Annotated in this window: 21 protein-coding genes; 15 read left to right on the top strand and 6 right to left on the bottom strand. The window is 42.8% G+C overall.

From position 1 onward, the window contains the following. The first annotated feature begins 49 nt into the window (after window positions 1–49). Entirely contained in the window at window positions 50–1,321 is a 1,272-nt protein-coding gene (locus tag L2730_RS04705) for a BamA/TamA family outer membrane protein (protein ID WP_248973519.1), read from the top strand. 131 nt (window positions 1,322–1,452) lie between these two features. Here the strand turns inward: L2730_RS04705 and L2730_RS04700 are convergent, their stop codons facing one another. Beyond that, window positions 1,453–3,660 (bottom strand): OmcA/MtrC family decaheme c-type cytochrome, encoded by a 2,208-nt coding sequence (locus tag L2730_RS04700; RefSeq protein WP_248973518.1) that lies wholly within the window; start codon window positions 3,658–3,660, stop codon window positions 1,453–1,455. A 399-nt stretch (window positions 3,661–4,059) separates the two neighbouring features. On the opposite strand from L2730_RS04700, the gene L2730_RS04695 reads away from it, so the two are divergent. The 6 genes from L2730_RS04695 (at window position 4,060) to L2730_RS04670 (ending at window position 10,961) form a co-directional block, all read left to right on the top strand. Then, on the top strand, window positions 4,060–5,037 hold the full coding sequence (locus L2730_RS04695; protein ID WP_248973517.1) for a LysR family transcriptional regulator: 978 nt from the start codon (window positions 4,060–4,062) through the stop codon (window positions 5,035–5,037). Next, complete coding sequence (locus L2730_RS04690) at window positions 5,021–5,971, top strand: LysR family transcriptional regulator (protein WP_248973516.1); 951 nt, start codon at window positions 5,021–5,023, stop codon at window positions 5,969–5,971. The genes L2730_RS04695 and L2730_RS04690 overlap by 17 nt, the downstream gene beginning before the upstream one ends. Before the next feature lie 586 nt (window positions 5,972–6,557). After that, window positions 6,558–9,089 carry a DMSO/selenate family reductase complex A subunit gene (locus tag L2730_RS04685; RefSeq protein WP_248973515.1) on the top strand — a complete coding sequence of 844 codons (2,532 nt, stop codon included), beginning with the start codon at window positions 6,558–6,560 and terminating at the stop codon, window positions 9,087–9,089. An 11-nt stretch (window positions 9,090–9,100) separates the two neighbouring features. Beyond that, a complete protein-coding gene (locus tag L2730_RS04680; RefSeq protein ID WP_248973514.1) occupies window positions 9,101–9,745 on the top strand; it encodes a DMSO/selenate family reductase complex B subunit in 645 nt (214 codons plus the stop codon). A gap of 53 nt (window positions 9,746–9,798) precedes the next feature. Beyond that, the gene (locus L2730_RS04675; protein WP_248973513.1) at window positions 9,799–10,521 is read left to right on the top strand and encodes a TorD/DmsD family molecular chaperone; all 723 of its coding nucleotides are present in this window, start codon (window positions 9,799–9,801) and stop codon (window positions 10,519–10,521) included. Next, on the top strand, window positions 10,521–10,961 hold the full coding sequence (locus tag L2730_RS04670; protein WP_248973512.1) for a hypothetical protein: 441 nt from the start codon (window positions 10,521–10,523) through the stop codon (window positions 10,959–10,961). Before L2730_RS04675 ends, L2730_RS04670 begins: the two co-directional genes overlap by 1 nt. On the opposite strand, the gene L2730_RS04665 is transcribed toward L2730_RS04670, so the two are convergent. Further along, window positions 10,958–11,680: a hypothetical protein gene (locus L2730_RS04665; RefSeq protein WP_248973511.1), complete on the bottom strand. Its 723-nt coding sequence runs from the start codon at window positions 11,678–11,680 to the stop codon at window positions 10,958–10,960. The genes L2730_RS04670 and L2730_RS04665 overlap by 4 nt on opposite strands. A 447-nt stretch (window positions 11,681–12,127) precedes the next feature. Between L2730_RS04665 and dusA the strand changes: the two genes are divergently transcribed. The 3 genes from dusA to L2730_RS04650 all read left to right on the top strand — a co-directional run bounded on the left by dusA (window position 12,128) and on the right by L2730_RS04650 (window position 14,071). Continuing rightward, complete coding sequence (dusA, locus tag L2730_RS04660) at window positions 12,128–13,111, top strand: tRNA dihydrouridine(20/20a) synthase DusA (RefSeq protein WP_248973510.1); 984 nt, start codon at window positions 12,128–12,130, stop codon at window positions 13,109–13,111. Window positions 13,112–13,335: 224 nt separating this feature from the next. Next, on the top strand, window positions 13,336–13,644 hold the full coding sequence (locus L2730_RS04655) for a hypothetical protein (RefSeq protein WP_248973509.1): 309 nt from the start codon (window positions 13,336–13,338) through the stop codon (window positions 13,642–13,644). Window positions 13,645–13,870: 226 nt separating this feature from the next. Further along, window positions 13,871–14,071 carry a PspC domain-containing protein gene (locus L2730_RS04650; RefSeq protein WP_020910929.1) on the top strand — a complete coding sequence of 67 codons (201 nt, stop codon included), beginning with the start codon at window positions 13,871–13,873 and terminating at the stop codon, window positions 14,069–14,071. Window positions 14,072–14,244: 173 nt separating this feature from the next. Here L2730_RS04650 and L2730_RS04645 read toward each other — a convergent pair whose 3' ends face one another. After that, the gene (locus L2730_RS04645) at window positions 14,245–14,982 is read right to left on the bottom strand and encodes an enoyl-CoA hydratase-related protein (protein ID WP_248973508.1); all 738 of its coding nucleotides are present in this window, start codon (window positions 14,980–14,982) and stop codon (window positions 14,245–14,247) included. A gap of 35 nt (window positions 14,983–15,017) precedes the next feature. On the opposite strand from L2730_RS04645, the gene L2730_RS04640 reads away from it, so the two are divergent. The 3 genes from L2730_RS04640 to L2730_RS04630 are packed head-to-tail and all read left to right on the top strand — an operon-like array spanning window position 15,018 to window position 17,221. Continuing rightward, window positions 15,018–15,497 (top strand): copper chaperone PCu(A)C, encoded by a 480-nt coding sequence (locus tag L2730_RS04640; RefSeq protein WP_248973507.1) that lies wholly within the window; start codon window positions 15,018–15,020, stop codon window positions 15,495–15,497. Window positions 15,498–15,509: 12 nt separating this feature from the next. Next, on the top strand, window positions 15,510–16,481 hold the full coding sequence (locus L2730_RS04635; RefSeq protein WP_248973506.1) for a DUF2333 family protein: 972 nt from the start codon (window positions 15,510–15,512) through the stop codon (window positions 16,479–16,481). 2 nt (window positions 16,482–16,483) lie between these two features. Continuing rightward, window positions 16,484–17,221: a TIGR04219 family outer membrane beta-barrel protein gene (locus tag L2730_RS04630; RefSeq protein ID WP_020910933.1), complete on the top strand. Its 738-nt coding sequence runs from the start codon at window positions 16,484–16,486 to the stop codon at window positions 17,219–17,221. A gap of 361 nt (window positions 17,222–17,582) precedes the next feature. On the opposite strand, the gene L2730_RS04625 is transcribed toward L2730_RS04630, so the two are convergent. Both L2730_RS04625 and L2730_RS04620 read right to left on the bottom strand, forming a co-directional pair. After that, window positions 17,583–18,020, bottom strand: coding sequence for a TIGR02444 family protein (locus L2730_RS04625; RefSeq protein WP_248973505.1), 438 nt, complete (start codon window positions 18,018–18,020; stop codon window positions 17,583–17,585). Between the two features lie 57 nt (window positions 18,021–18,077). After that, window positions 18,078–19,988: an ABC transporter ATP-binding protein gene (locus L2730_RS04620; protein ID WP_248973504.1), complete on the bottom strand. Its 1,911-nt coding sequence runs from the start codon at window positions 19,986–19,988 to the stop codon at window positions 18,078–18,080. A 161-nt stretch (window positions 19,989–20,149) separates the two neighbouring features. Here L2730_RS04620 and L2730_RS04615 point away from each other — a divergent pair, with 161 nt between their 5' ends. After that, complete coding sequence (locus L2730_RS04615; RefSeq protein ID WP_248973503.1) at window positions 20,150–20,359, top strand: YheV family putative zinc ribbon protein; 210 nt, start codon at window positions 20,150–20,152, stop codon at window positions 20,357–20,359. 93 nt (window positions 20,360–20,452) lie between these two features. Here L2730_RS04615 and L2730_RS04610 read toward each other — a convergent pair whose 3' ends face one another. Next, entirely contained in the window at window positions 20,453–21,745 is a 1,293-nt protein-coding gene (locus L2730_RS04610) for a DsbA family protein (RefSeq protein ID WP_248973502.1), read from the bottom strand. Window positions 21,746–22,106: 361 nt separating this feature from the next. Here L2730_RS04610 and dbpA point away from each other — a divergent pair, with 361 nt between their 5' ends. Beyond that, on the top strand, window positions 22,107–23,483 hold the full coding sequence (gene dbpA / locus L2730_RS04605; RefSeq protein ID WP_248973602.1) for an ATP-dependent RNA helicase DbpA: 1,377 nt from the start codon (window positions 22,107–22,109) through the stop codon (window positions 23,481–23,483). Window positions 23,484–23,581 lie beyond the last annotated feature (98 nt).

The raw sequence follows: 23,581 nt of genomic DNA, 5'->3' as shown, positions 1-23,581 counted from the left end.
CGCTTTTGGTGAGGCGGGATGCCCACCATCTGCGTGAAGATTTTTTAAATTGAAATTACAATTATTCATTTCTGCTGTGGCCTTGATGCTACAACCTTTAGCGCTTGCGAGCCCTACGATTACCACTAAACCGCAAAATTCGTCTGTGGTCACTAAAGATTCATCATTATCCGAGCAGGGCAGCACAAAGGTGACAACTGCAGAGGCTGAGTTTGTCGCGGTACCATTCGCTTTCTCATCTGAGTCATTGAGCACTGCATTAGGAGCTGCGGGAGTGATAAAGCATGCAGGGCAAGTTCAGGCCTCAATTCTTGGGATTGGTTTATACAGTGCAAATGACAGCTGGATAGGTTACTTAAGTGCACATAATTATCAGATCCCTAAAGTCGATAGCTGGCTGTTTTCGGTTGAGACCTATCAAGCGCAGTTTAAGGAGGGAATCTACTATCTCGCAGACCCTGCAATGCCAGAGCAAAACGTCAGCAAGGTAGTCACACTTGGTGATGAATCCTATACCCGTTTGCATGCCAAATATGTACTACCATGGGGACGCGGCAGCGCAGGCGCTGCACGTAGCCTTGCTCGCAGTAAAGATCCAATCAATTGGAATCCACTCAACTCTGGCGTAACCAGTATTAAAGTGAGTCCTTTTGTGCAAACACGTGAGTTGCAAGGTTATGAGTATTTACCTGAAAAAGCGCAAGGATTAGCGCTAGAGTTCGACTGGGACAATCGTGATAACGGTAAAAATAGTACCCAAGGTGGGCAAACTAGCCTGAAGTTTAGCCGAGACTTTGGTTCTGAGGAGCGCAGTAGTTGGACAACTTGGGAATTTGAGCAAAGTGCTTTTATTGCGATTGGTGGTAATGATTGGTTTGCGCAACAGGTATTGGCATTTAACTTTTATTTGGCGGATACGCCGACTTGGAATGAGCAAAGTGGCAATGATTATCATAGGCCGCCTTCATTTGCAGGTATTAGTTTGGGTGGATTTGATCACCTCCGAGGTTACGCCAGTAAACGGTTTACTGGCCGCTCGGCGGTGATGTACTCGGCGGAGTACCGTATTCAGCCAAGATGGCAACCATTGCAACAGTGGCCAGTGTTTAACTTGTATGATATTCCATGGTGGCAATGGGTGGCATTTGCAGAAGCAGGGCAGGTGGCCGATGAGTTTAATGCGGCAGCACTGCATGATGACTTAAAATGGTCAGCAGGTATTGGCGCACGTTTTGAGGTAGAAAACGTTGTGGTTAGAGCTGAGCTAGCGTATAGCAATGAAGACAGTCAGTTCTGGGTAATGGTTAACCAGCCTTTTTAGAGCAAAAGTAAGTTTAGATAAGAATCAAAATTAGATAAAAAGGCACCCGAAGGTGCCTTTGAGTTTTGCAGGGGATAAAAGGTTAGAGTATACCTAGGGACAAGTTAGGCACTCTGTTGTTACCGCATTTTTTACAAACTAAACCCATGATGTTCCATCACCTTGGCAGGGCTATGACAAGTGGCGCAAGCTTCTTTTGCGTCTTTTGCATTGCCCGCATCATTGACATCGACAATATGGTCAGCATCTTTATTGGCACCGAAATATCCACCGTTACCTCTAATATGTGACATCGCTGCATCTGATAGGTACTTCTGGTGACAGCTCAAACAAGCAGCTGCATCAGGTGATGCATACCAAGTCTTAACAGGGTTCACTAAAGGATCATTGCCTTTTACAGCAATAAAGCTTGGCACTGTATGGGCTTGACCAGCATTACGACCTAACTCAAAGCCATACTTAAGACCGCCATAACCTTCAGTCGCAGAGTGACAAGTTGTACAATCTGTCTTTAAGATAGTGCCGCTACCGCCGTGACCATTGTCATGACCAGTCGCTTTGTGTGCTTTATACATAAAGCTTGTAGACTTCATTTCACCCCAGGCAACAGGCTGATGATCAATTTCTACAGCTCCTAGTTTCTTATCGTTGGTATGACAAGCAATACAGTTCACCCCATTGGAATCATGATAGAACTCATAACTGTGGCAGCTATGGCATGATGCTGTATCAATAATTGAACGGCGTTCAGCCACAACCGCTTCAGAATCTGCTAGTACCGTACGGTAAGCGGGAGTCTGAACATAAGCTGGATAAGCATGGTTCGAATCGCAACTAGTGCGCTTATCTGTGCCCTCTTCGAAACAGACTTTCAATACCGGTAGGACTTCAAGTGAGCGTGATGCTATATCTGTAGGGAAATTGATAGTCACAGCAACACTTACCGAGTTATCAGCATTCCAGGTTGCCTTGGTCTCATCTTTAATATCGATTCGACGCTCACTGTATGAGGCTTGATTATAATCAGGGTAATCCTTTTCAACATCCCAACTCACAACCATATAGGGTTTGCTGTAACCTAGTTTATAGACTTCATCTTTTGCTACTGGCTCAGCATTAGCATCCATGATTTCCATATCAAATGTAATTAGATTAGCAGCACTAATTGCAACATTACTCACCTCTACACTGTAGTCATTGGCAGCTTGGTATGGTTTAGCGGCTTTTGAATGAACTTCAACGCTATGACAATCGGTACAAATTAATTCAGGGTTCTTATCTGACTTATGCTGTGCTGGAGAGTCTGTATGGCAACCAGTACAGGCATTGGCATTGGCGTTTGCAAGCCATAGATCTTTATCTGCTAATGTTTCGTCTTGAACATGACATACAGCGCAATCCATAAATGGTTTCGTTGGGAATGCAGGATAATCAAACGCATGGTCACCACCGTAACCTGCAATGGTATAAGGCATAGGAACGACATTACCTTCAGCATCCTTTCCTTCGCGCTCAGGTCCCATATGAATTGCATGTACCATGTGACCAAGTTCAACTGAAACATCATTTGGATCGGAAACAATGCCGTTGTGACATGACTGACAGTTTTCTAAATCGAGTCGACGTCCACCGTGAGCCTTGAGGCTGTCAGGTTGATGACAGGTGTAACAAGTTTCAAGTGTTACTAGCTCGCGAGTCTCAACTCCCTCCGTTAAGTTACTTGCTGGGATCCAATCATAGTGAGCATTTTCAGCTAGTTCATGGCCTGAGGCATATTCAAATTGCATCTCGATAGCAATACGTTGAGTCAAGGATGCATCAAAGACGACTCCAGCAGGATCAACCGCTGTGGTTAAGTTAGTACTGAATGTGTAGGTATAGGTACCATCTTTATGATCGACAAGGCATTCTGCACAATTCTTTATCTGCTCAAAGCCTTGCTCGAAAGTGGTTCCGGCATCGTTTGTTGCGTCATTTAACAGCGAGATCCACTGTTTAAGATCTGAACCTTGATTGGTTTTTAACTGGGCTAATGAGAAACGGAAATCATGGTACTCATTCTCAGCGCTAAGGCCATATAGCCCAACACCCTGTTTATTTTCTAAGTCAAAATTAACAGTAATTATTCCGTCTGCATAGGTTGCGTTGCTGATTTCAGCTATTGCCTCTGCGGCCATATCGATATGCAGCCCAGAGGTGCCGGGATCACCGGGCCCGCCCGGACCACCTGGTTGTCCGTCTTCACCATTCTTGCCATCTTCACCATCTGAACAGCCTGAGATTAGAAATGCCGAGCTAATCAACAGTGCTAACGATGCTTTTTTTGTTGTTATCATCATACGTTCCTTAAAGTAACCACTTTTGGTTGTTGAAATGTTAGATAGTTGGCTTGCTTGTTAATATGAAGTGGATCACTGATGACGAATGAAAGTTTTTGGTGTAAACATCTGAAGTTTTCTTTGTTCTTGGATGGGTATCTTGCTTTTGGTGTTTCGGTTGGCTCTTTGTTTTGCTTGGCTGTGTTTTACTGGATTTATGCTTCAATATTCGCTGGGTGAAAATGTGAAATGCATATATTGCAAATCTAAAAACTGAAATTCATTAATTAACATGCATAAGTCACATAATTGAGCCTTAACTAAAGTAAAGCGGCAGAATTTAGATAACACGCATACCTATGCGATAACTATTGGTTTAAATTAGTGTACATAAAAAGGGAGTAATCTTTCTGAGGTTGGATGAAGAAGTTAAATGCGAATAGCTTGTTTGATATTCAAGTGTTTGTTTTGCTGTATGAATTATTAAATGCAACGGCAGTAAGCAAAGCGCTTGGGGTACCAAGCTCAAAAGTGAGTCGGAGCTTAAAATCAATTAGGCATTCGATGAATGCACCGTTATTTATTCGTAAACAGCAGGGATTTGAGCGAAGTAGTCTTGCTGATGATATTTATCCTAAAATGAAGAAAATCGTACAGTTAGCTAAAAAATGTGAAAGCTTAGACATTCATCTTGAAAGCCCCCGAAAACGCGAGCTAGTAATTGCATGTCCTCCAACATTATCACTGAACCTTTTACGCCATTTACAAAAAAGAGCGGCTGAAGAAAACGACGACTTTATATTCCACATTAAATCCTGTCATAGCAACGTAGGCGAGCTATTAAAGCAACAACGGCTAGATATAGCTGTGACATATAGCGCGTATAACACAGAGCAGTTATCTTCAAGACTCATTGTTAAGTCAAATGCTTATGTGATGGTTGCAAGAAGTCAGCATTCACTACTGGCGCTAAATGAGTCACTACAGCTTGATAATATTTTTGATTACCCATACATCAGTTTCGCAGGGAATGAACTAGAGGATATTACTGACCCTCTGGAATGCTACGCGCTAGATAGCCATCGTAGTTTAAACGTTATTGCAAAGGTATGTTTGTTAGCCGATCTGATGATCCAACTTGAAAGCAGTAATGCCATTGCACTTTTATGTTATCGAGATGCGATTGAGTTTCTCTGTCAGCGAGGAGATATTTCTGCGAAGCAGTTAGATGACTCAACCTGCAAATTGATTAATCAGCGCAGTGGTCAATACCACCACTATATTACCCAATCGAGAAAGGGCGCAGATATTCCCCCTTGGTTAATAAATGAAATTCAGGGTTATATAGAAGGAAATATGGTTTTGCCTGCTGGAGGTATAAATGAAAAAACTGAGTAATATTAGTATCAGTACTATTGAGATATTTTGTCAGCTATACCTAAAAGGCAGCACCAAAGTTGTTGCAAATGACCTTTGTTTATCACAACCCAAAGTGAGCCGTGCAATCAGTGCGTTAAGGGAGGTGTTTGACGATCCCCTATTTATTAGAAAAAATAACCAGCTAATCGCAACAGAGCTGGCTCATCATTTACATATATCACTGTCGGAAATATTAACCTGTAGTCGTTCTATTGAGGAAGATGCTATTGAAAAGATATCCTCCGCTGAACCGCCTATCGTCATTGCAACGGTGCCACAGCTAGAAATCGGCTTAGCGCAGGAAATTGTTAATGATGCCATCAATCATCAACAAAATCCCAATATTGCAATATCAACCACTGCTTGGTCAGAACTCAGTGAGCAGCAATTGATTGATGGTGAGATCGAAGCCGCTATTTGCTTCAAGCCGTCAACGCGTAAAGAACTCTTGTCGAAATCTATTATTCAGCATCGAGGAGGGTACTTAATTGCGCAATCCCATCATCCCATTTGGGATGACCTTTCAATTGATAACATGATTAATTACCCGATAGTAAAGCTTGCCACTATGCCATTTCCTGCAAATAAATCTCCAATAGGAGTTTATGCTGCATCACAAGGCAAGCCTATGCAGGTATATGCAACGGCTCCAAATCTTGGTAGCGCAGCGAGTAGTTTGGTTAACTCCGAGGCAGTTATGATTGTAGGGGTGAAGGCTGCAGTTGATTTTTTAGCGAGCATTAGTGGTATAAAGGCTAAAAAAGTTGACTATTCACAAGATAGAGCACTATTGACAGGTTTTAGTTATCCAACTGTTTATCTGTGGCTAAAGAGAGCATCTGATGGCAAAGTTATTTCGCCTATGTGGTTACAGCAAACGCTAGAAGCTTATATCACCAAGTCTCATAAATAGCGGTAAAATCACTTGAATTGGTGTAGTTCATATTCAGTTTCCTTGGCTGTTCATCGGACGGTTATTCTATTGGTAAGCATCGCAATAGCAAAGAGAGAAGATAGAGCGCGAATGTCGATATTACTATTTCTATATTACAGTCGCAGTTAATTAAACTTTACCTTATAAAAAACAGAGAGCCGTTAATATTTAAATAGTGGTAAAGCTATCAAATATAAACCTGAATGAAACTGATTTTTATTCGTTAATAAACATTTATTGGTACTGAAGTGTTATTTTAAAGCGTTGTTATTGAAGAGTATTTTTAGTTGTCTCTAGTTGTATCTCACAGTTTTTTTGGCGAATGTGATCTGCTTAGTAAAGTTAGTTAGCTTAGGTTAAACAAGCGAAAAACATTTAACGAACTTGCTCACGAAATGTTGAGTATTATGTTGAAAACCACACGTCAATATCACATTTCTCTCTGCAAGTTTTTTTAATTATCAACATTAGGCAGACAATTACCTTATTAAAAGTGTGGGTAAACACGCACTTAAAATGCGCCATTTAGGCGTGACAATGTTGTTAAATGTCGAGGTAACGCAAAATGAAAAGACGTACTTTTTTGCAAGCAACCAGTGCCCTAACTGCTGGAGCTGTACTTGTTGGCTGTGGTAGTGATGATGACTCTATTGATTGGACTCCGATTGAACCAGGGCTTCCTATTGAGCCAGATCCTGATGAAACGGCTCCCTACGGCTATAGCGCCTGTTTGGTGAACTGTGGCTCTAATTGCCCAGTAAAAGTATTTACTAATGAAGATGGTTCGATTGCAAATATCGAGACAGACCACAATATTGAAGATGAAGCGGGCAAACTACATCAAGTTCGTGCTTGTGCACGTGGTCGCTCACTCAAACAGCGTACCTATGCCGCAGATCGTTTAAAGCAACCAATGAAGCGTGTTGGTAAGCGTGGTGAAGGTCAGTTTGTACCTATCACGTGGGATGAGGCCGCCGCTGAGATCGCCAGTGAGTTGCAACGTATTGCAGGGCAGTATGGTAACGACTCGATTCTAAAGCTTTATGGCACAGGCGCGTATTACTCTGTTAAGTCATCCAATTGGTTTAATCGAGTGTTAAACCTCAACGGTGGTTACTTAAGAATTCAAGGTAACTACTCATGGCAGCAGCTTAACTTTGCCTCGAAAGCGACCGGGCACTACGGTACCAGTGGTTCAACACTAAATGGTTTGGTGCATTCTGATCTATTTTTAGGCATAGGTTATAACCCGAACGAAATGCGTCAATCTGGTTCTGGTGAGGGGCGAGATTTCTCCGAAGCACTCAAAGCAAATCCTGGCTGTGAAGTTATCATGGTCGACCCACGTTATACCGACTCTTGTTTAGGTAAAGAAAGTGAGTGGCATGGTATTCGCCCTGGCACAGATTCAGCATTTGCAGAAGCATTAATGTATGAAGCTATTTCTCAAGGACATGTTGACCAAGCATTTATGGACAAGCATGTTTCAGGTTACGACAAAGCTTCATTAGAAACCTTAAAAGCTGCGCTCGAAGCTGATGCTGATAAGAAAGATCTTGCTCAGTACGTCGATGTTGAAGAGAACTTCCACGATTACATTATGGGCGCAGGTAAGTTTGTTGCTGAAGGTGCTAAAACACCAAAATGGGCGGCAGCAATTTGTGGTATCTCAGAAGATGCAATTAAGTCTATCGCACAAAAGATCATGTCAGCTAAAAATGCCTTTATCGTCACAGGTGCAGGGGTTAACCGCCATGCTAACGGTGAGCAAGCGATGCGTTCATGCTACATGTTGCCATGGGTATTTAATCAAGTTGGCCGTTTAGGCACTTCAAACGGTGCGATGCCGTCACAAGGCCGTTCAGGTTTAAGTGCTTCTGGCATTTCAGGCCTTTCAAACCCAATCGATACAACCATCAGCTTCTACAACTGGGAAGAGGCGATCCGTAATCATGAAAACATGACCGGCAGAAGCCACGATGTAAGAGGGCTTGAAGATTTAGATACGCCGCTTAGAACACCGGTTAAGTCCATTTTCGCCCTTAACTCTAATGCACTCATTAACCAGCATTCAGAGACAAGTCTGACAGCTAAAACGCTAGAAGATGAAAGCTTATGTGAGTTTATCGTCGTCAGTGATTGCTGGATGACGCCGAGTGCAAAATTTGCCGATATTCTCCTACCAGACACCAGTTGGTTGGAAACTGATGATTTTGCATCAGCATCATACGCTGCTGGTAACACGGGTTACTTGACAGCCATGCGTGGTATTAAGCCGATGTTTGAGTGTCGTAACTACTTTGAGCAGGGCTTAGCGATAGCAAAAGCCATGGGCAAAGAAGCGGAATACACAGAAGGAAAAACTGAAGAGCAATGGATGGAAGAAGCTTATGGCAAAGCTGTGGCTAATGCTAATAATGCCAATGCTATTCCTGCTTTGCCTGCGACCTTTAAGGAAGCCCAAGATATCGGTATTTTTCACTACAGCAACCCAGAGCCCGTGATATCGATGGACTCGTTTGTTAATGGTGGTGAGGCGCTTGGCACTCCAAGTGGCAAAATTGAGATGTACTCAGTCGCCATGGCTCAATTTGGTGTTGAGCGTACATTCGATAAAGATGTTCAAGGTGATTATGTCTCTGCTTTACCTAAGTACCAACGTACTTGGGGGGGGTATGAAGATACTACTGAAAATGTCGACACTGATTACCCACTGCAGTTGGTGGGATACCACACTAAAGGTCGTACACACTCAAGTTATCACAATGTGCCATGGCTACGTGAAGCGGTAGAAGATGCAGTGTGGATGAACCCCGTTGATGCCGCTGCTCGCGGACTGAAAGATGGCGACATGACACAAGTGACGAACCAGTACGGTACTTTAGAAGTCCCTGTTCGTATTACGCTACGAGTCATGCCTAATGTTGCTGCTCTTGGGCAAGGCGCTTGGTATGCACCGAACAAGAGCCGTTTAGATGCTAATGGCAACCCAATTGACGAAGGAGGCTGTATTAACACGGTAACACGTTACCAGCCATCGCCTTATGCCAAAGGTAATCCACAACATACCAACCGTGTTCAGGTAAAGGCTAAGTAGGGGAGTAGATCATGACTAATTTAATTAAAACAACTGAAGCGGAACAAGTTCAATACGGTTTCTATTTTGATAGCGCTAAATGTACTGGCTGTAAGACTTGTCATGTATCGTGTAAATCACGTGGTGATCTTCCGGATGGTATTATTCAGCGTCGTGTTTATGAGTTTGTTGGTGGCAGTTTCAGTGAAAATGCTGATGGTAGCTATAGTAACGACATTCACACTCACTACACCTCTATTGGTTGTAACCACTGTAGTGAACCTGTTTGTGTCAGTACTTGTCCAGTAGGCGCTATGCATAAAGAGCAAGACACAGGTTTGGTTAAGACCAATGATGACAAATGTATCGGTTGTAATATGTGTGCCCAAGCTTGTCCATATGATGCGCCGCAAATGGATACTGAGCGTAAAAAAATGACCAAGTGTGATGGTTGTTCTGATCGTTTAGAACTTGGTCAAAAGCCTATTTGTGTTGAGTCCTGTCCGTTGCATGCACTTGACTTTGATACCATGGAAAATCTAGAAGCTAAATATGGTAAAGGCGATACTCATCTTAAACCTCTACCTGATTTTTCTGTGACTAAACCTAACCTCATCGTGAAAAATAACCGTCATGCCGGCAAAGGTGGCGCCGTTATCAATAGCAGAGAAGTATAACTGTCCGTGTAGGGCGCCTTATGGCGCCCTGTTTATCTAATGTGAGGTTAAGCATGACAGAATTAACACAAACCACTTTAAGCAAAATAACTAGCGGATGCAGTGAAAAGCCAGCCGTCTGTTTTGATATTGATGAAGCCGCTGGCATTGCCAAGCTGCTGCACAACGTTTATTTCGCTTACCCAAGTGCCGATTTCATAAACTTACTGGCGCAAAATGAGATCAGCAAAACTTGGCATATGTTTGCCGACAGTGAAGATTATCGTTTAGGAGTCAGTCACCTTTCAAGCTACTTAGAGAGCTGGAGCGAGGATAAATTAACAGAGTTAATGCTTGATTATGGTGATCTTTATTTCGGCGCGAGTATGCCGTTAGCACTGCCGTGGGGCTCTTGCTGGTTAACCGAGCAACGCTTGCTTAATGATACCAGTACTCACGAGTTACTTCGGTTCTACGGTGATCATGGTATTGAGTTACAACTAGATAAAAATCAACCCGCAGATCACATTGGCATCTTTTTGTCAGTGATTTCACAACTGTTAACTGTCATGTCAGATCCAACAAAAGAAGGTCAGCACATTGAGTCAAAGCAGGTATTGACTTTATTGTTGTCAAATCACCTACTGACTTGGTCTGAGCCATTTTTACAAGCCAGTATTGATAACGCCAAGACTGATTTTTATCGTGGTATGGCATTGTTACTAAGAGAACTGCTGAATGCTTTAACCACCGAGCTAAACATTCTTGCTACTGTCCATGTAAAGAGTCGGCACTGATGAGTGTTATTGGGGCAACAAGGTTACAATTTAAGAAGAGTGCTTTTGCCGAAGAGGTTGTAAAGCACTTGGTTTTAGAGCCAGAAGTACATGATCTATTTAGTGCTGCAACCTCAATAGAAACTACCAGCCATATTATTGCTGCAATTGTTGGTAGTGAAACCCCTGAGCTATTAGAGGAAACCTCAATGAGCGACTTATTAATTTTTAACTCGCTATTTACTTGCCTGAGAGTGCTATTCGTAAAGCAAGTTCAGGGGGCCGATTTAAGTCAAGGCGAACAGCAGATTGTGTCCCTAGCGAATCGCTTTGCGAAAAAACTCGCCAGTAATGAAAACAGTATGCATCTGCAAGGAAATATTAAACTGGTCATAAAGCTATACAAGCAGCTGCAAACTCTTGCTAGAGCAGAGGTTAGAAGCAAACGCTCTATGTGTTAGTCGCAGATAATATTGAGATAACCCAGTGTTTTCGACCAAACCGGTAATGAGAATTGACTGACTAAAGGTGTGACATGAGGATCGCCAATGCTATTAAGGCCATCATAACCTCCCGATAGGCTAATAGTTTCAATTTGATGGTCTGCTTTGGCAATTATTATGGCCTTATCTAGTTGATGTTTGCTGGTAAATTTAGTCACCTCAAAACTTGTAATTGGTAAGCTGTTATGATCATGGGCCGTGATACTAGTGCCTCGACTGCGAACTAAAGGGTAATGTTGCTTTGCTTGCTCCGCACTTTTTTCTCGAGCTTTCGATAGCGCGAGCTTAATCTCGTCAAGGGAATTCAGTTGACTAAGAGTTTGCGCTATTGGGAGCAACAGCAAGGAGCCAGCGCTCTGCTCTAAAGTAAAATATTGGCCATGAAATTTTATAAGCGCATTATCTTCAAGCGTGAGATAACTTTGTTCTGCTTTAGCAGCTTGCTTCTCTAACCAAAAACATGGCTTTCCCTTGCTACTAAGATCTTGAAAAACAGCAATGGGGTTACTTCCCTCTGCAATGGCACTATCGAATGCAGAGCAAATTTGATAGACGCAATTAGCAGAAGAGCTAAGTTGAATTAGATCGCCTCCTTTTAAGTGGTTACATTTTTCTTTGATTAGTGATGGCTTCCATGCTGAGACGGTTGAAATTTTTTTCTGTTGTTTTTTTGTCATTTCCCAATGCCTTGTTGTCTCAGAAACAAACGGATTTTTACAAATTAGCCAGCAAATACAAGCTCCGCAATAGTTATTGGAACTAAGATCGATAAGTTGTGATATCGGTCTTTACGCCTGTTGCTTTACTGTTGAATGTTGTTTTTTATTGGTTATCGATTAGGTGGGTGGCAACCTTTGCTTAACGTGCTTGCGGTGCGGCTAAAAAGATCGAGTTCGTGTTTTTAACCACTCCTCACAGCTCTCGGCTCATTAGCATATTCAAAGCGCTCCCTTTTACTTGCTACACTTTAATAGTCATGTAATGGCTCAAGATCAGTGACGGGTAATTCAAGTTCCTCTATTCCTGTTAACGAGCTATATACGGTTAGTACTGTCGTTTTGGTGGTCAGCAGTGTAAAATGCGCGCCCGGATCGGCTCTTGTTCTCGTTTTATTTGGTAATTATATGCAAACCCAACTCAACCGCACTTTTTCTATCGCTCCAATGCTTGATTGGACTGATCGCCATTATCGTTACTTTGCACGATTGATGTCTGCTGAAGTGTTGTTGTACACCGAAATGGTGACAACTGGGGCGATAATTCATGGGCGAGGTGATTACCTTGCTTATAACCAAGAGGAGCACCCGGTTGCATTGCAACTCGGAGGTTCAAATGCGGCCGATCTTGCCACTTGTGCCAAGCTTGCTGCTGAGCGCGGTTATGATGAAATTAACCTCAATGTTGGCTGCCCATCAGATCGAGTGCAAAATGGTCGTTTCGGTGCTTGCTTAATGGCCGAACCTACATTGGTGGCTGAGTGTGTTGACGCCATGAAACAGGTGGTTGATATTCCGGTGACAGTAAAAACTCGTATCGGTATTGATGAGCAAGATAGCTATGAGTTTTTGACTCAGTTTATTGAGACGGTAAAAGCCGTTGGCTGCAATGATTTTATTATCCATGCTCGCAAAGCTTGGCTGCAAGGATTAAGCCCAAAAGAGAACCGTGAAATACCAGAGCTAGACTACGAGCGCGTGTATCAGCTGAAACGTGATTACGCTGATCTGAGTATTAGTATTAATGGTGGTGTGAAAACATTGGCTGAGTGTAAGACTCATCTTCAACAGCTTGATGGTGTCATGGTTGGGCGCGAAGCTTACCAGAACCCTTATATATTGGCCGAAGTCGACCAACAGTTATGTGGTATTAATAAACCAGTTATGAGCCGAGATGCTGTTTTGGAGAAGCTACTTCCTTATATAGAGAAACATTTACAAGCGGGCGGTAAGCTGAATCATATCACTCGGCATATTATCGGCTTGTTCCAAGGAGAGGTTGGTTCGCGTGTTTGGCGCCGATATATAAGTGAAAATGCACATAAATCGGGCGCAGGGATAGAAGTGGTAACCCAGGCTAGACAAGAGATGAAAGCAGTCGTTAGTCTATAATTCTCACTATATTATTCCGCTAAAAGATCATATGTAGTGAAATTCACCAGAGCATGGTGAGTTTCACTAACCTTCGATACACCTCCTTAGTCCTTTCGTTTTAACTTCAAGTCTAAAAACAATAAAATTCCTTTTATTCAGTCACTTAGTTTATTTGTTGAAAGTTGGCACGGCACTTGTATTAGTCTCTATGCAATTAGGCGAAACTCGAAAAGGAATCCATTATGTTTAATTCTATTGTTATGAAGACTGTAAAGACCTCTGTATTAACTGTTGCATTGTTAGGTGCAAGTTTATCTGCTCAAGCCGAGACATCGTTAGTCTCAGAAGTTGCAAGCAACATTGAGCAAAATATTAGTGCTCAAATGCAAGATCTTGTTACTAAAGCGCAAACTGAATTGAGCCTCTCGATTCAATCTCAAATGTCAGAAATGATGTTCGAATTGGATAGCAATGAAGAGCTTGAAACAAGCACATTAGCTGCTGAAAAGGTTGAAACACCACTAGTAACAAGCGCACTAATTAAGGACTAATTATGTGGTTTATTGCTCAGTTCGCTGGCTTACTTTTACTGCCAGTGGTTAGTTTAGCGATATGCGCTTGTCTTGTTTGTTCGCTGCAGTGGCACAAACTAAAAGATTAAGTTAAAGAGATTGATTTAGTACTGTTGCTACCAATAACTGATTTATTAGTACAGTTTTTGAATAAGTAGAACTTCTAATATAGAAATGCTTATAGATAGATATTAGGGAGATTAAAATGGCTGATTTAATTAGCAGGTTAAAAGACCCATCATCATTAGTTTGTGGTGTGGCTGCGTCAATGGCGGATAAGTTTGAATGGTCGTGTTTATGGACTCGTGTAGTATGTGCTGTTGCTGTTTTTTGTAACCCAGCAATGGGTCTAGTTATCTACTTTGTTCTGGCCTTGTTGTTACCTAAATGGGAAAAGCAATGTTGATATTTGCGGCTAAAGGACAAGAGTCTACGCAGAAGGCAGTTGTAGCATTCAAAGGCTGTGATTGTGCGAACCTAAACAGTGCCATTTTTGGCTATTTAAATTAAAAGTATGCTTGTTAATCGCGATACCGATCCAAGCATACTTTGCACATTAGCCTGTCTTTAGCGGGTAAATTACTTCTTTAAAAATGCTGCGAAACGAGATTTTGCTTCATCACTCGCAAGCCTAGCACCAAACTCTACTAGCTCTTTTTTCATTTGCGCCCTGATCGCTTCCTTGTTATAGCGCATAAGCTGTTTAGTTGTTTGCAGTGAAATAGGTGGTTGCTGAGCAAGTTTCTTTGCTTGATCTAACGAAAACTCAAAAATATCTTCATTAGTAATCACATCATTAATTAATCCATATTGATGTGCTGATTTAGCATCGAAACTTTCGCCCAACATGAGTAACTCTGCGGCTTTCACGTGACCGACAACTTGAGGCAGTAAAAGACTGGCACCCGCTTCTGGTACTAACGCAAGTTTGACAAAAGGCAGCTGGAATTTTGCTGTGTTGTCGGCGTAAACTAAATCGCAATGCAGTAGCAAGGTTGTGCCGATACCGACAGCTGCTCCAGTGACTGCAGCTACTACAGGTTTTTTTAAATCGAGTAGGCAAAAAAGGAATTTAAATGCAGGATGATCTACACCTAAGTTACTATTTTTTAAAAAGTCAGCTACATCATTACCAGATGTAAAGCATTGTGCTTGACCACGGAACATAAAGGCTCGAATTTCATTGTCCGATTCACCTTGGATAAGGTATTCTGTTAGCTGTGTATACATTTGAAGGTTAAGTGCATTGCGCTTTTCTGGACGATTAAACGTAATAATGCGTACCCCATTATCGTCCCTAACCTGAATAGTACTCATTCGTTATGTCCTCATGTTGCGAATTGGGTTTTAAAATGGAGTTTAAGACATTGAAGCAAATATTCAAACAACTGTTTAACATTACTCTGCTGAGTTGTTTTTCATTTACTGCTTTTGCCCAGGTGATGCTGACTGACGGTTATGTCCGCGCAATGCCTGCCAGCGTTCCCAATACCGCTGCTTATATCACCCTAGAAAATCATGGCCCAGCGACTCGACTTGTTGCTGTTTCGGCTGCATTTGCGAAAGAAGCTCAATTGCATACACTTGTTGATGAAAACGGCATGATAAAAATGCGCCAAGTTGATGGCTTTGACATAGAGTCTCATAGCAGTTTAGTGTTGTCGGAATCAGGTAATCACATCATGCTATTGGGCTTACATGCGCCTCTAGCTGAAGATAGCAAAGTGGAGCTAACCTTAAGCTTTGCTGATGGCCAGCAACAAGTGATTTCACTGCCAGTTAAGAAGCAGGCCGTTTCGGCAGAGTCTGAACACCACCATCACCATCATTAGGAGTAACAGTAAATGCAAATGACATGGAAGAAAGGCGTCGGTATCGCCGCGGTGATCTTTTTGATTGGCTACTTTGTTGCAGTATGGTGGAGTGTCGAGCCTGATGTGATTGAGCAAGAAGCTTATAAACAAGATGGCAGTCGCCAGGTGACAGGTTATGCCACCACAACCTCATTAATTTTAACAGTCGAAACCTTGCTAGATAAACAGGGTGGGTGGTTGTCGAATGATGTTACTCCCCCTTCGATTCTGATGGACAACATGCCAGCATTTGAGTTTGGCGCTATTGAGCAAGCTCGTGACTTAGCGCTCATTATGCGTAAAGAGTTTAGCCGTTCTCAGTCTCAATCTACCGCTGATAAAGACCTACTGGCAGCTCACTCTAAACTCAATATTGAACACACAAGCTGGTTGGTACCAAGTGCTGAAAGTGAGTATCGTGATGCGGTTAAGTTATTGAAATTGTACCGTGCTCGAATGATAGCTACAGAGAATCCAGATGCACAGTTCTATGCACGAGCTGATAACCTAAATGAATGGCTGAAAGAGGTGCAAAAACGCCTTGGCAGCATGTCACAACGTCTTTCTGCAAGTGTTGGTCAAGAGAGACTCAATACAGACCTATCTGGTGATAGCTCAGCAAGACAATCAACACCAGGCTATGTTGCACAAGAGATTAAAACTAGCTGGTGGAAAATTGATGACGTGTTTTATGAGACTCGTGGCGCAACATGGGCGCTGCTTAATTTCATGAAAGCGGTAGAAGTTGATTTCGCTGACGTTTTAAAGAAAAAGAATGCTCAAGTGAGTTTGCGACAAATTATTCGTGAACTCGAAGAAACACAGCAGCCCGTTTGGAGCCCTATGATCCTTAATGGTTCAGGCTTTGGGGTTGTCGCTAATCACTCTTTAGTGATGGCAAACTATATCTCGCGTGCAAATGCCGCGGTTATCGATTTAACTAACTTATTGACTCAAGGTTAACTATGAAAAAGACATTATTAGCGTGTGCACTATTAGGCTCTCTAGTCGGCACTTCTGCTCATGCTGCTTCTGTTGTTGGTTTTAAAGTGGGTGGTGATTACTGGCAAGCTGATACCAGTGGAACTTTTGCAGAAAGAGGCCAGCCGCAACAAGAGTTTAACTATAAAGACTCTTCGCAAGGCAGTATCTGGGTTGCAATTGAGCATCCAATTCCATTGATCCCGAATGTTAAGATCCGTGAGAATAGCTTAGAAGGTAAAGGCAGCATGTCAGGTGCTGATTTTAACTTTAATGGTCATAACTTCATCGGTGATGTAAACGCAACAACTGACCTAAGTAATACTGATTTTGTGCTTTATTACGAGATTCTAGATAACGATATCGTTGCGTTAGATATTGGTGCTGCATATAAGCTTATGCATGGTGAATTCCGCGTAGCAGACGCTGGTCACCCAGAAAGAAAAGATATCGATAGCGGCATTGTGATGGGCTATGTTGACGCTCAAGTGGGTATTCCTGGTCTAGGATTGTACGGCTTTGCTGACATCATGATGGGCGTTGATGAGTCAAACGTTTATGACTACTCTGTGGGCCTTGGCTGGAACTTTGATGGTACAGCACTTGATTACCGTATTCGCGCTGGTTACCGTGACTTCAAATTTGATGTTAATGGTTTTGACGGTGTGACTGCAGACATGCAATTTAAAGGTTACTTTGCCGGTGTAGAACTGGTTTTCTAAGCTAGTCTTTAAATCAGCGTGGCTTAATTGAATGCCAGTCTCTAAGACTGGCATTTTTGTATTTAATGTTAATTGCCTAATACCAATTGCATTAAAAGTTTGACCATTCAGCGGGAATTCAAAACGTTGTAGGTAAGTAGTGGGATTTGAGCTAATAGTTATTCTATATCCAAATCCCATAGCGAAGCATACAGCGTTTTGAAACCTGCACTACGTGAGTTCCTCAGTCTTTCCACTTCTGCTTTGCATTGGCTTAAAAGGGAATAACCATTTCTTTACCAATGCGCTTTGAATTGAAAAGACTGAGGGACTCTGAACTGGCCAAATACTTAATGCAATTGGTATAATTTGCTAAAATGCTTTAGCTAGTTAAAACAGCATAGTCTTTATCGCTTAAGTTAAATAGCGAAAGGTAACTTGCCAAATTACTGCTTTCTCCCTGCCACTCCAATTGTTTGAGGCTGTGTAAGATAAGCTTTTGTGATTTACGCTCCAGCATCAGTTCCACATCCAGCATCTGTTGATACTCATCGGCAGCTAAACAAGATTTACTTAACCGGCGCAACTGTCTGTAGGGGAGTAATACACGTGATTCCCATTTCAACGTATCTTGTTGCAGCGATTGCCACTGCTGCAGCGAAAGTAAATGGCTTTGCTTATCGAGCCAAGTCGCTAGCAGTAATAGATTCACGTTTACTTGGTGGTCATCTTGTAGCGCTAGGCATATTTGTTGATGTTTTAGATAGATATCATCACAATCTTGCCAAAGTAGCCCATCTAGCTTGTTGAGAAACGTCATCTTCATTGTCCATTGAAAAAGGGGCTAATGCCCCTTTTAATTATTCCATTATCTTAATCAGGCAGAAGCTCGCACACTTTGTTCAATCTCTTCTATCTGTTCTTGAACTTCCAACCATTCCATTTCGCTTTCTTCTAAGCCTTGAGTGAGCTTGGTGCGTTCATTTAGCACTTGAGTAAGCTTGGGCTTATTATCAGCATCGTAGAGACTGGCATCCGCTAGCATCTCTTCCAACTCGCTCAAACGGTCACTGGCTTTTTGCTGCTCTTTCTCTAGCTTGGTTTGGATTTTTTTCATTGGTGATAGCTTTTGCCTAAGCTCTGCTTCCAAACGCTTTTGCTGTTTCTTGTCTTGAACGGGTTTGGCTGTTGCTGCAGCATCGTCTTTATTGGCCGTCTTCGCTGCATCCAGTAACCATTGATGATAATCATCTAGATCGCCTTCAAAGCTCTTCACTTCACCTTGGTCGACTAAGTAGTAATCACTGCAACTGAGTCGCAGTAAATGCCTATCGTGCGACACGATAATCATCGCACCTTCAAATGACTGCAGCGCCATGGTGAGTGCGTGGCGCATCTCTAAATCTAAATGGTTGGTCGGTTCATCGAGTAACAATAGGTTAGGACGTTGCCAAACCAGCAGTGCTAACACTAGGCGGGCTTTTTCACCACCAGAGAATGGACGTACAGGTGCAACGGCCATATCGCCGTTAAAGCCATAGCCGCCTAAAAAGTTGCGTAGCTCTTGCTCTTTAGCGTTAGGTGCAAGCCGGGCAAGGTGTTGCAGTGGCGTATCATCTAAGCTCAGAAATTCTAATTGATGCTGGGCAAAATAGCCGATATTTAGACCTGGATTGGTTTCGTATTTGCCTTTCATTGGCGATAGTTCGCCAGAAAGCAGCTTTACTAAGGTTGATTTACCAGCACCATTTCGACCCAATAGACCAATGCGCGCGCCAGGCACTAAGTTCAAATGGACCTTCTTGAGGATCTCTGTCTCACCATAGCCGATAGAAACTTGCTCCATGGTGACTAGTGGGTTAGGCAGTGCCTCTGGCTCTCTAAAGGCCATATGAAACGGGCTGTCAGCCTGTGATGGCAGTAATTCGGTCATGCGTTCAAGTGCCTTTAATCGGCTTTGAGCTTGCTTAGCTTTACTGGCTTTATAGCGAAAGCGGTCAACGAACGACTGCATGTGGGCTCGCTCTTTTTGCTGACGCTCAAAGGCCACTTGTTGCTGCGCCATTCGCTCTGCACGCACATGTTCAAAGGCTGTGTAGTTGCCTTTGTAATAATTGAGTTTGTAGTTTTCTACGTGAACAATTTCATCAACAATACCGTCGATAAAGTCACGGTCATGACTGATCAAAATCAATGTACCTTGATATGCTTTGATCCAACCCTCTAACCAGTACATGGTGTCTAAATCCAAGTGGTTGGTGGGTTCATCGAGCAACAATAGATCAGAGCGGCATAATAATGCCTGGGCTAAGTTCAAGCGCATGCGCCAACCACCCGAAAAGCTCTTCACTGGATTAGATTGCTCTGCTTCACTAAATCCAAGACCTGCTAAAAGGCTTGCCGCTCGGCTATGGATTGCATAGCCGCCAATGGCGTCTATTTTACCGTGTAGTAAAGCGATTTTATGACCATCATCTTGCTCTTGCGCTTGATGCAGAGCCGCTTGAAGTTCGCGGTACTCGGTGTCTCCATCAATCACATACTCAATCGCTGCCACTTCAAGTGCAGGCGTTTCTTGGGCAACCGTTGCAGTTTGCCAGCCAGACGGCATGGAAAAGTCGCCTTTGTCTAATGAGATCTTGCCTAAGATAAGTGCCAGTAGTGATGATTTACCCGTACCATTAGCACCCACTAAGCCCACTTTGTGGCCGGGGTAAACGGTTAACGAGGTTTCATCGAGTAGGGTTTTAGACCCGCGAACGAGTTGAGCTTGAGAGATGGTGATCATTTATGCCGACTTGAGTCTGAGTTAACGCAATTAATGCAGGGGATAATAGCTTAGTTTCTAGTCTGACTGCTATGACCAACAGGCAAAACTCTGGCTATGTATCGGCTTATTTGTTCTTTTGTGGCAAAATAGCCGCGAATTTACCCTTAGGGATCTAATTGATGACGACCAAGACCAAGAAAGTGAAGAAACGATTTGTTGCTGGTGCTAAATGCCCAAAGTGTAAAGCACAGGAATCTATCGTGCTATTTAAAGATAATGGCATTGAAACGGTCGAGTGTGTTGAGTGTGATTATCGAGAACAACAAACTGATGAAAAAGTTGCTAAAAAAGCGACTGGTGCAGTCATTGGTGTCTTTAAACCTGAGTAGAGCAACCTCAGTATCTACGGCAAATAGCTGAGTATGTATTTAGACATATTACTGCTGAAAGGTGGAATAGTAAGAGATTTATACTGATTGGTACTAACCGTTTTGATGAAGAATTAACTGCTCTATTCTAGCGATTCTGTCTTGTCCCCAGACACTAATTTGTTGATGGTTATCTTGATAATGAAAGCTCGGTACTCCCCATAGACCGAGCGCTAGCATCTCGTCGAGATTCTGTTGTGCCCATTGACGCCAGTTTGGCTGTTCTATCAGGCTTTGGGCATGCAGCCAATCTAAGCCGCTACGCTCAACAATACGCTTAAGACCCGCATCGGTATCGCTGTGTATGCCTTGGCTATTGACCGCTCGCGAGTAATTTAACAGGTATTCGATAGCCTTACCTTGTTGTTCAGCATATTCAAATAGTGCGTAGCATCTCTCCACGCCCTTGCCTAAGGGGTCGGCCACTTTGCCATAATCAATGTTTAAGCGGCGTGCCTCACGAGTGGTGTCGTGAAAGATATACATTTTTTTGGCTGTTGGAACCGCTAAACCGCGCATCACCATCGGCAGTACCGGTTTGATAATCAGTGGCATTTGATATTTTTTGGTAAACTTCACAGCTTGCTCTAAGCCTAAATGGGAGTATGGGCTGCGAATGGAGAAATACAGCGTTAAGCTGGGCTGCTCGCAATGATTGGTTTTGCTTGGTGGCTGCAGTAAATCAAATTTGAGTCTGGTCTTAGTAAATCGCGGAGTTAAATTCTGATGATTTAATGCAATCAAACGCTGCTCTAAATAGGCGAGCCTATCAACGCCCCAATACCATTCGTTGCCATAATAAATGGTGCCAGCCTGATAATGGCCAAGGGTTTTCAGTAATGCACTATTGCGAGCTAAAATTTCATCCTCTACGAGACTCAAGGTAGCGTTATTGCTGCGGGGTATTTTTCCCTGCCAAAACTGCTCAAAAACCGTGATTAATTGCTGAACCTCTGTGGTAGATGTGTCACAAGCTAACAGGGCTTTAATTGCTGTGATTTTTTGTGCGTCGCAGCTTAAATTTGCATTGGGAAAATTCAAATCATATAGCTCGGCCAAATACTGACAGTCGTCGAAAGCATTTTTTTGCCAAAGCTGAGGCTCTGGAAAGGCGTTTTTAGCCTGCGACATTATCGGGTGAAAGGATAAACTCAGTGGCATCGTTGCACCGTAGCGAATGATAAATGGCACCAAGGCTTGCAGTAAAATATAGCTGTAGGGATCATCAATCTTAATAAATACTTTTAGATTGTGAGGCTGGCGTAGCAGCTTGCGTTTTAGCTCAAAAATATAGCGTTTGCAGTTAAGCAACTCATTGCTGGATAAGCACTGTGCAATATATGGCATAACAGCTGTTTTAACGGGCATGATAATGAGTTAATTGAAGATGTTAGTTTTAACATAAGCGGCAAAGCGTTAAAGGTAAAGCGCAGGCTTTAATCTTTATTGCTGAAAACATCTGGGGATGCTGCATCTATTGTAATAACTGCTACAATAGCGCGCTATAATAGTTAGCATTCATCATCGACAATTTGAGCCTTGTGTATAACAGGCCTTTGTCACTATATTTTATCGCTGCAGAGAATCGGCAAGCTCGCCGTTTGTATTTAGCTGGTTAGTCATTATTGACCAGCAATAAGCTTCATTCTCGCGGTGAATACTTAGGAAAGAAACTTTGACTCAATCAGTCCTCGATACCGATGGCCAAGTGCCGTTTTCAACCCTAAAGCTCAAAACTGAGTTACTCGACAACTTAACCACTATGGGTTTTGAGTCGATGACGCCAATTCAGGCGCAGAGCTTACCAGCGATCCTTAATGGGGAAGATGTCATTGGCCAAGCCAAAACCGGTTCGGGTAAAACTGCCGCATTCGGTTTGGGGTTATTACATAAGCTAGATGTTAAGCGTTTTCGTATTCAGTCTTTGGTGATGTGTCCCACTCGAGAGCTTGCTGACCAAGTGGCAAAAGAGATCCGTACACTAGCCCGTGGTATCCATAACATTAAAGTGCTTACCCTTTGCGGTGGAGTGCCAATGGGTCCACAAATCGGTTCGCTTGAACATGGCGCACATATTATTGTTGGTACACCTGGACGAATTATTGATCATTTAGATCGTGGCCGTTTACATCTAGATGATGTGCATACATTAGTGCTTGATGAGGCTGATCGCATGCTAGACATGGGGTTTCAGGTAGAACTTGAAGCCATTGTTGAACAGGTCCCTGTTGAACGTCAGACGTTACTTTTCAGTGCGACATTCCCTGAACAGATTAAATCTATTGCAGATTCGATAATGTTCAAACCTGTGTTGGTTAAAGTCGCTTCCACGCATGAAACAAGCACTATTGAGCAACACTTTTATGAAGTGGGTAATAATAATGACCGCATGCGTGCATTGAAATTATTGCTATTGCAGCACCGCCCTGAAAGTGCAGTGGTGTTTTGTAACACTAAGCGCGAAACCAAAGATGTAGCGGCGCAGCTTAAAAATGATGGTTTTAGTGTTGTGGCGTTGCATGGTGATCTTGAGCAAAGAGACAGAGATCAAACCTTGTTGCAGTTTGCCAACAAGAGTGTGTCGATAATGGTGGCAACGGATGTTGCTGCGCGAGGGCTCGATATTGATGCGTTAGATGCGGTTATTAACTACCACATTGCCTTTGATACTGAAGTTCATATTCACCGTATTGGGCGTACTGGCCGCGCGGGCAGTAAAGGTGCTGCACATACTTTTTATAGCGATGAAGATGGTTACAAAGTGGCACTGCTTGAAGATTATCTTGAGCGAGATATCGTCAGCGAAGGGCTACCATCAGAGAATCTACTCGATACGTTCCCGACACAACCAAGCATGATTACTTTGCAAATTGATGGCGGTAAAAAACAGAAGCTGCGTCCGGGCGATATTCTTGGTGCACTGACGGGTGAAGACGGTATCGAAGGCAGTGAAGTGGGCAAAATTAAAATTACTGATTACCGCTCATATGTGGCTGTTAATCGTAAAGTTGCTAAGCGAGCACTACACAAAATAGTCAATGGTAAATTGAAAGGGCGTTCATATCGCGCCTGGGAAATGCGTTAACGGCTAAATAATTTTGTGGTTGAGCCGATAAAAAATCCAGAGTCACTCTGGATTTTTTATCGCTGTCTAAAAGGTGATAATACACTGTTAGCGTTTAT

It is taken from the genome of Shewanella kaireitica, from assembly GCF_023284045.1.
GTDB lineage: Bacteria > Pseudomonadota > Gammaproteobacteria > Enterobacterales > Shewanellaceae > Shewanella > Shewanella kaireitica.
This window is presented reverse-complemented; position numbering and strand designations above follow the sequence as displayed.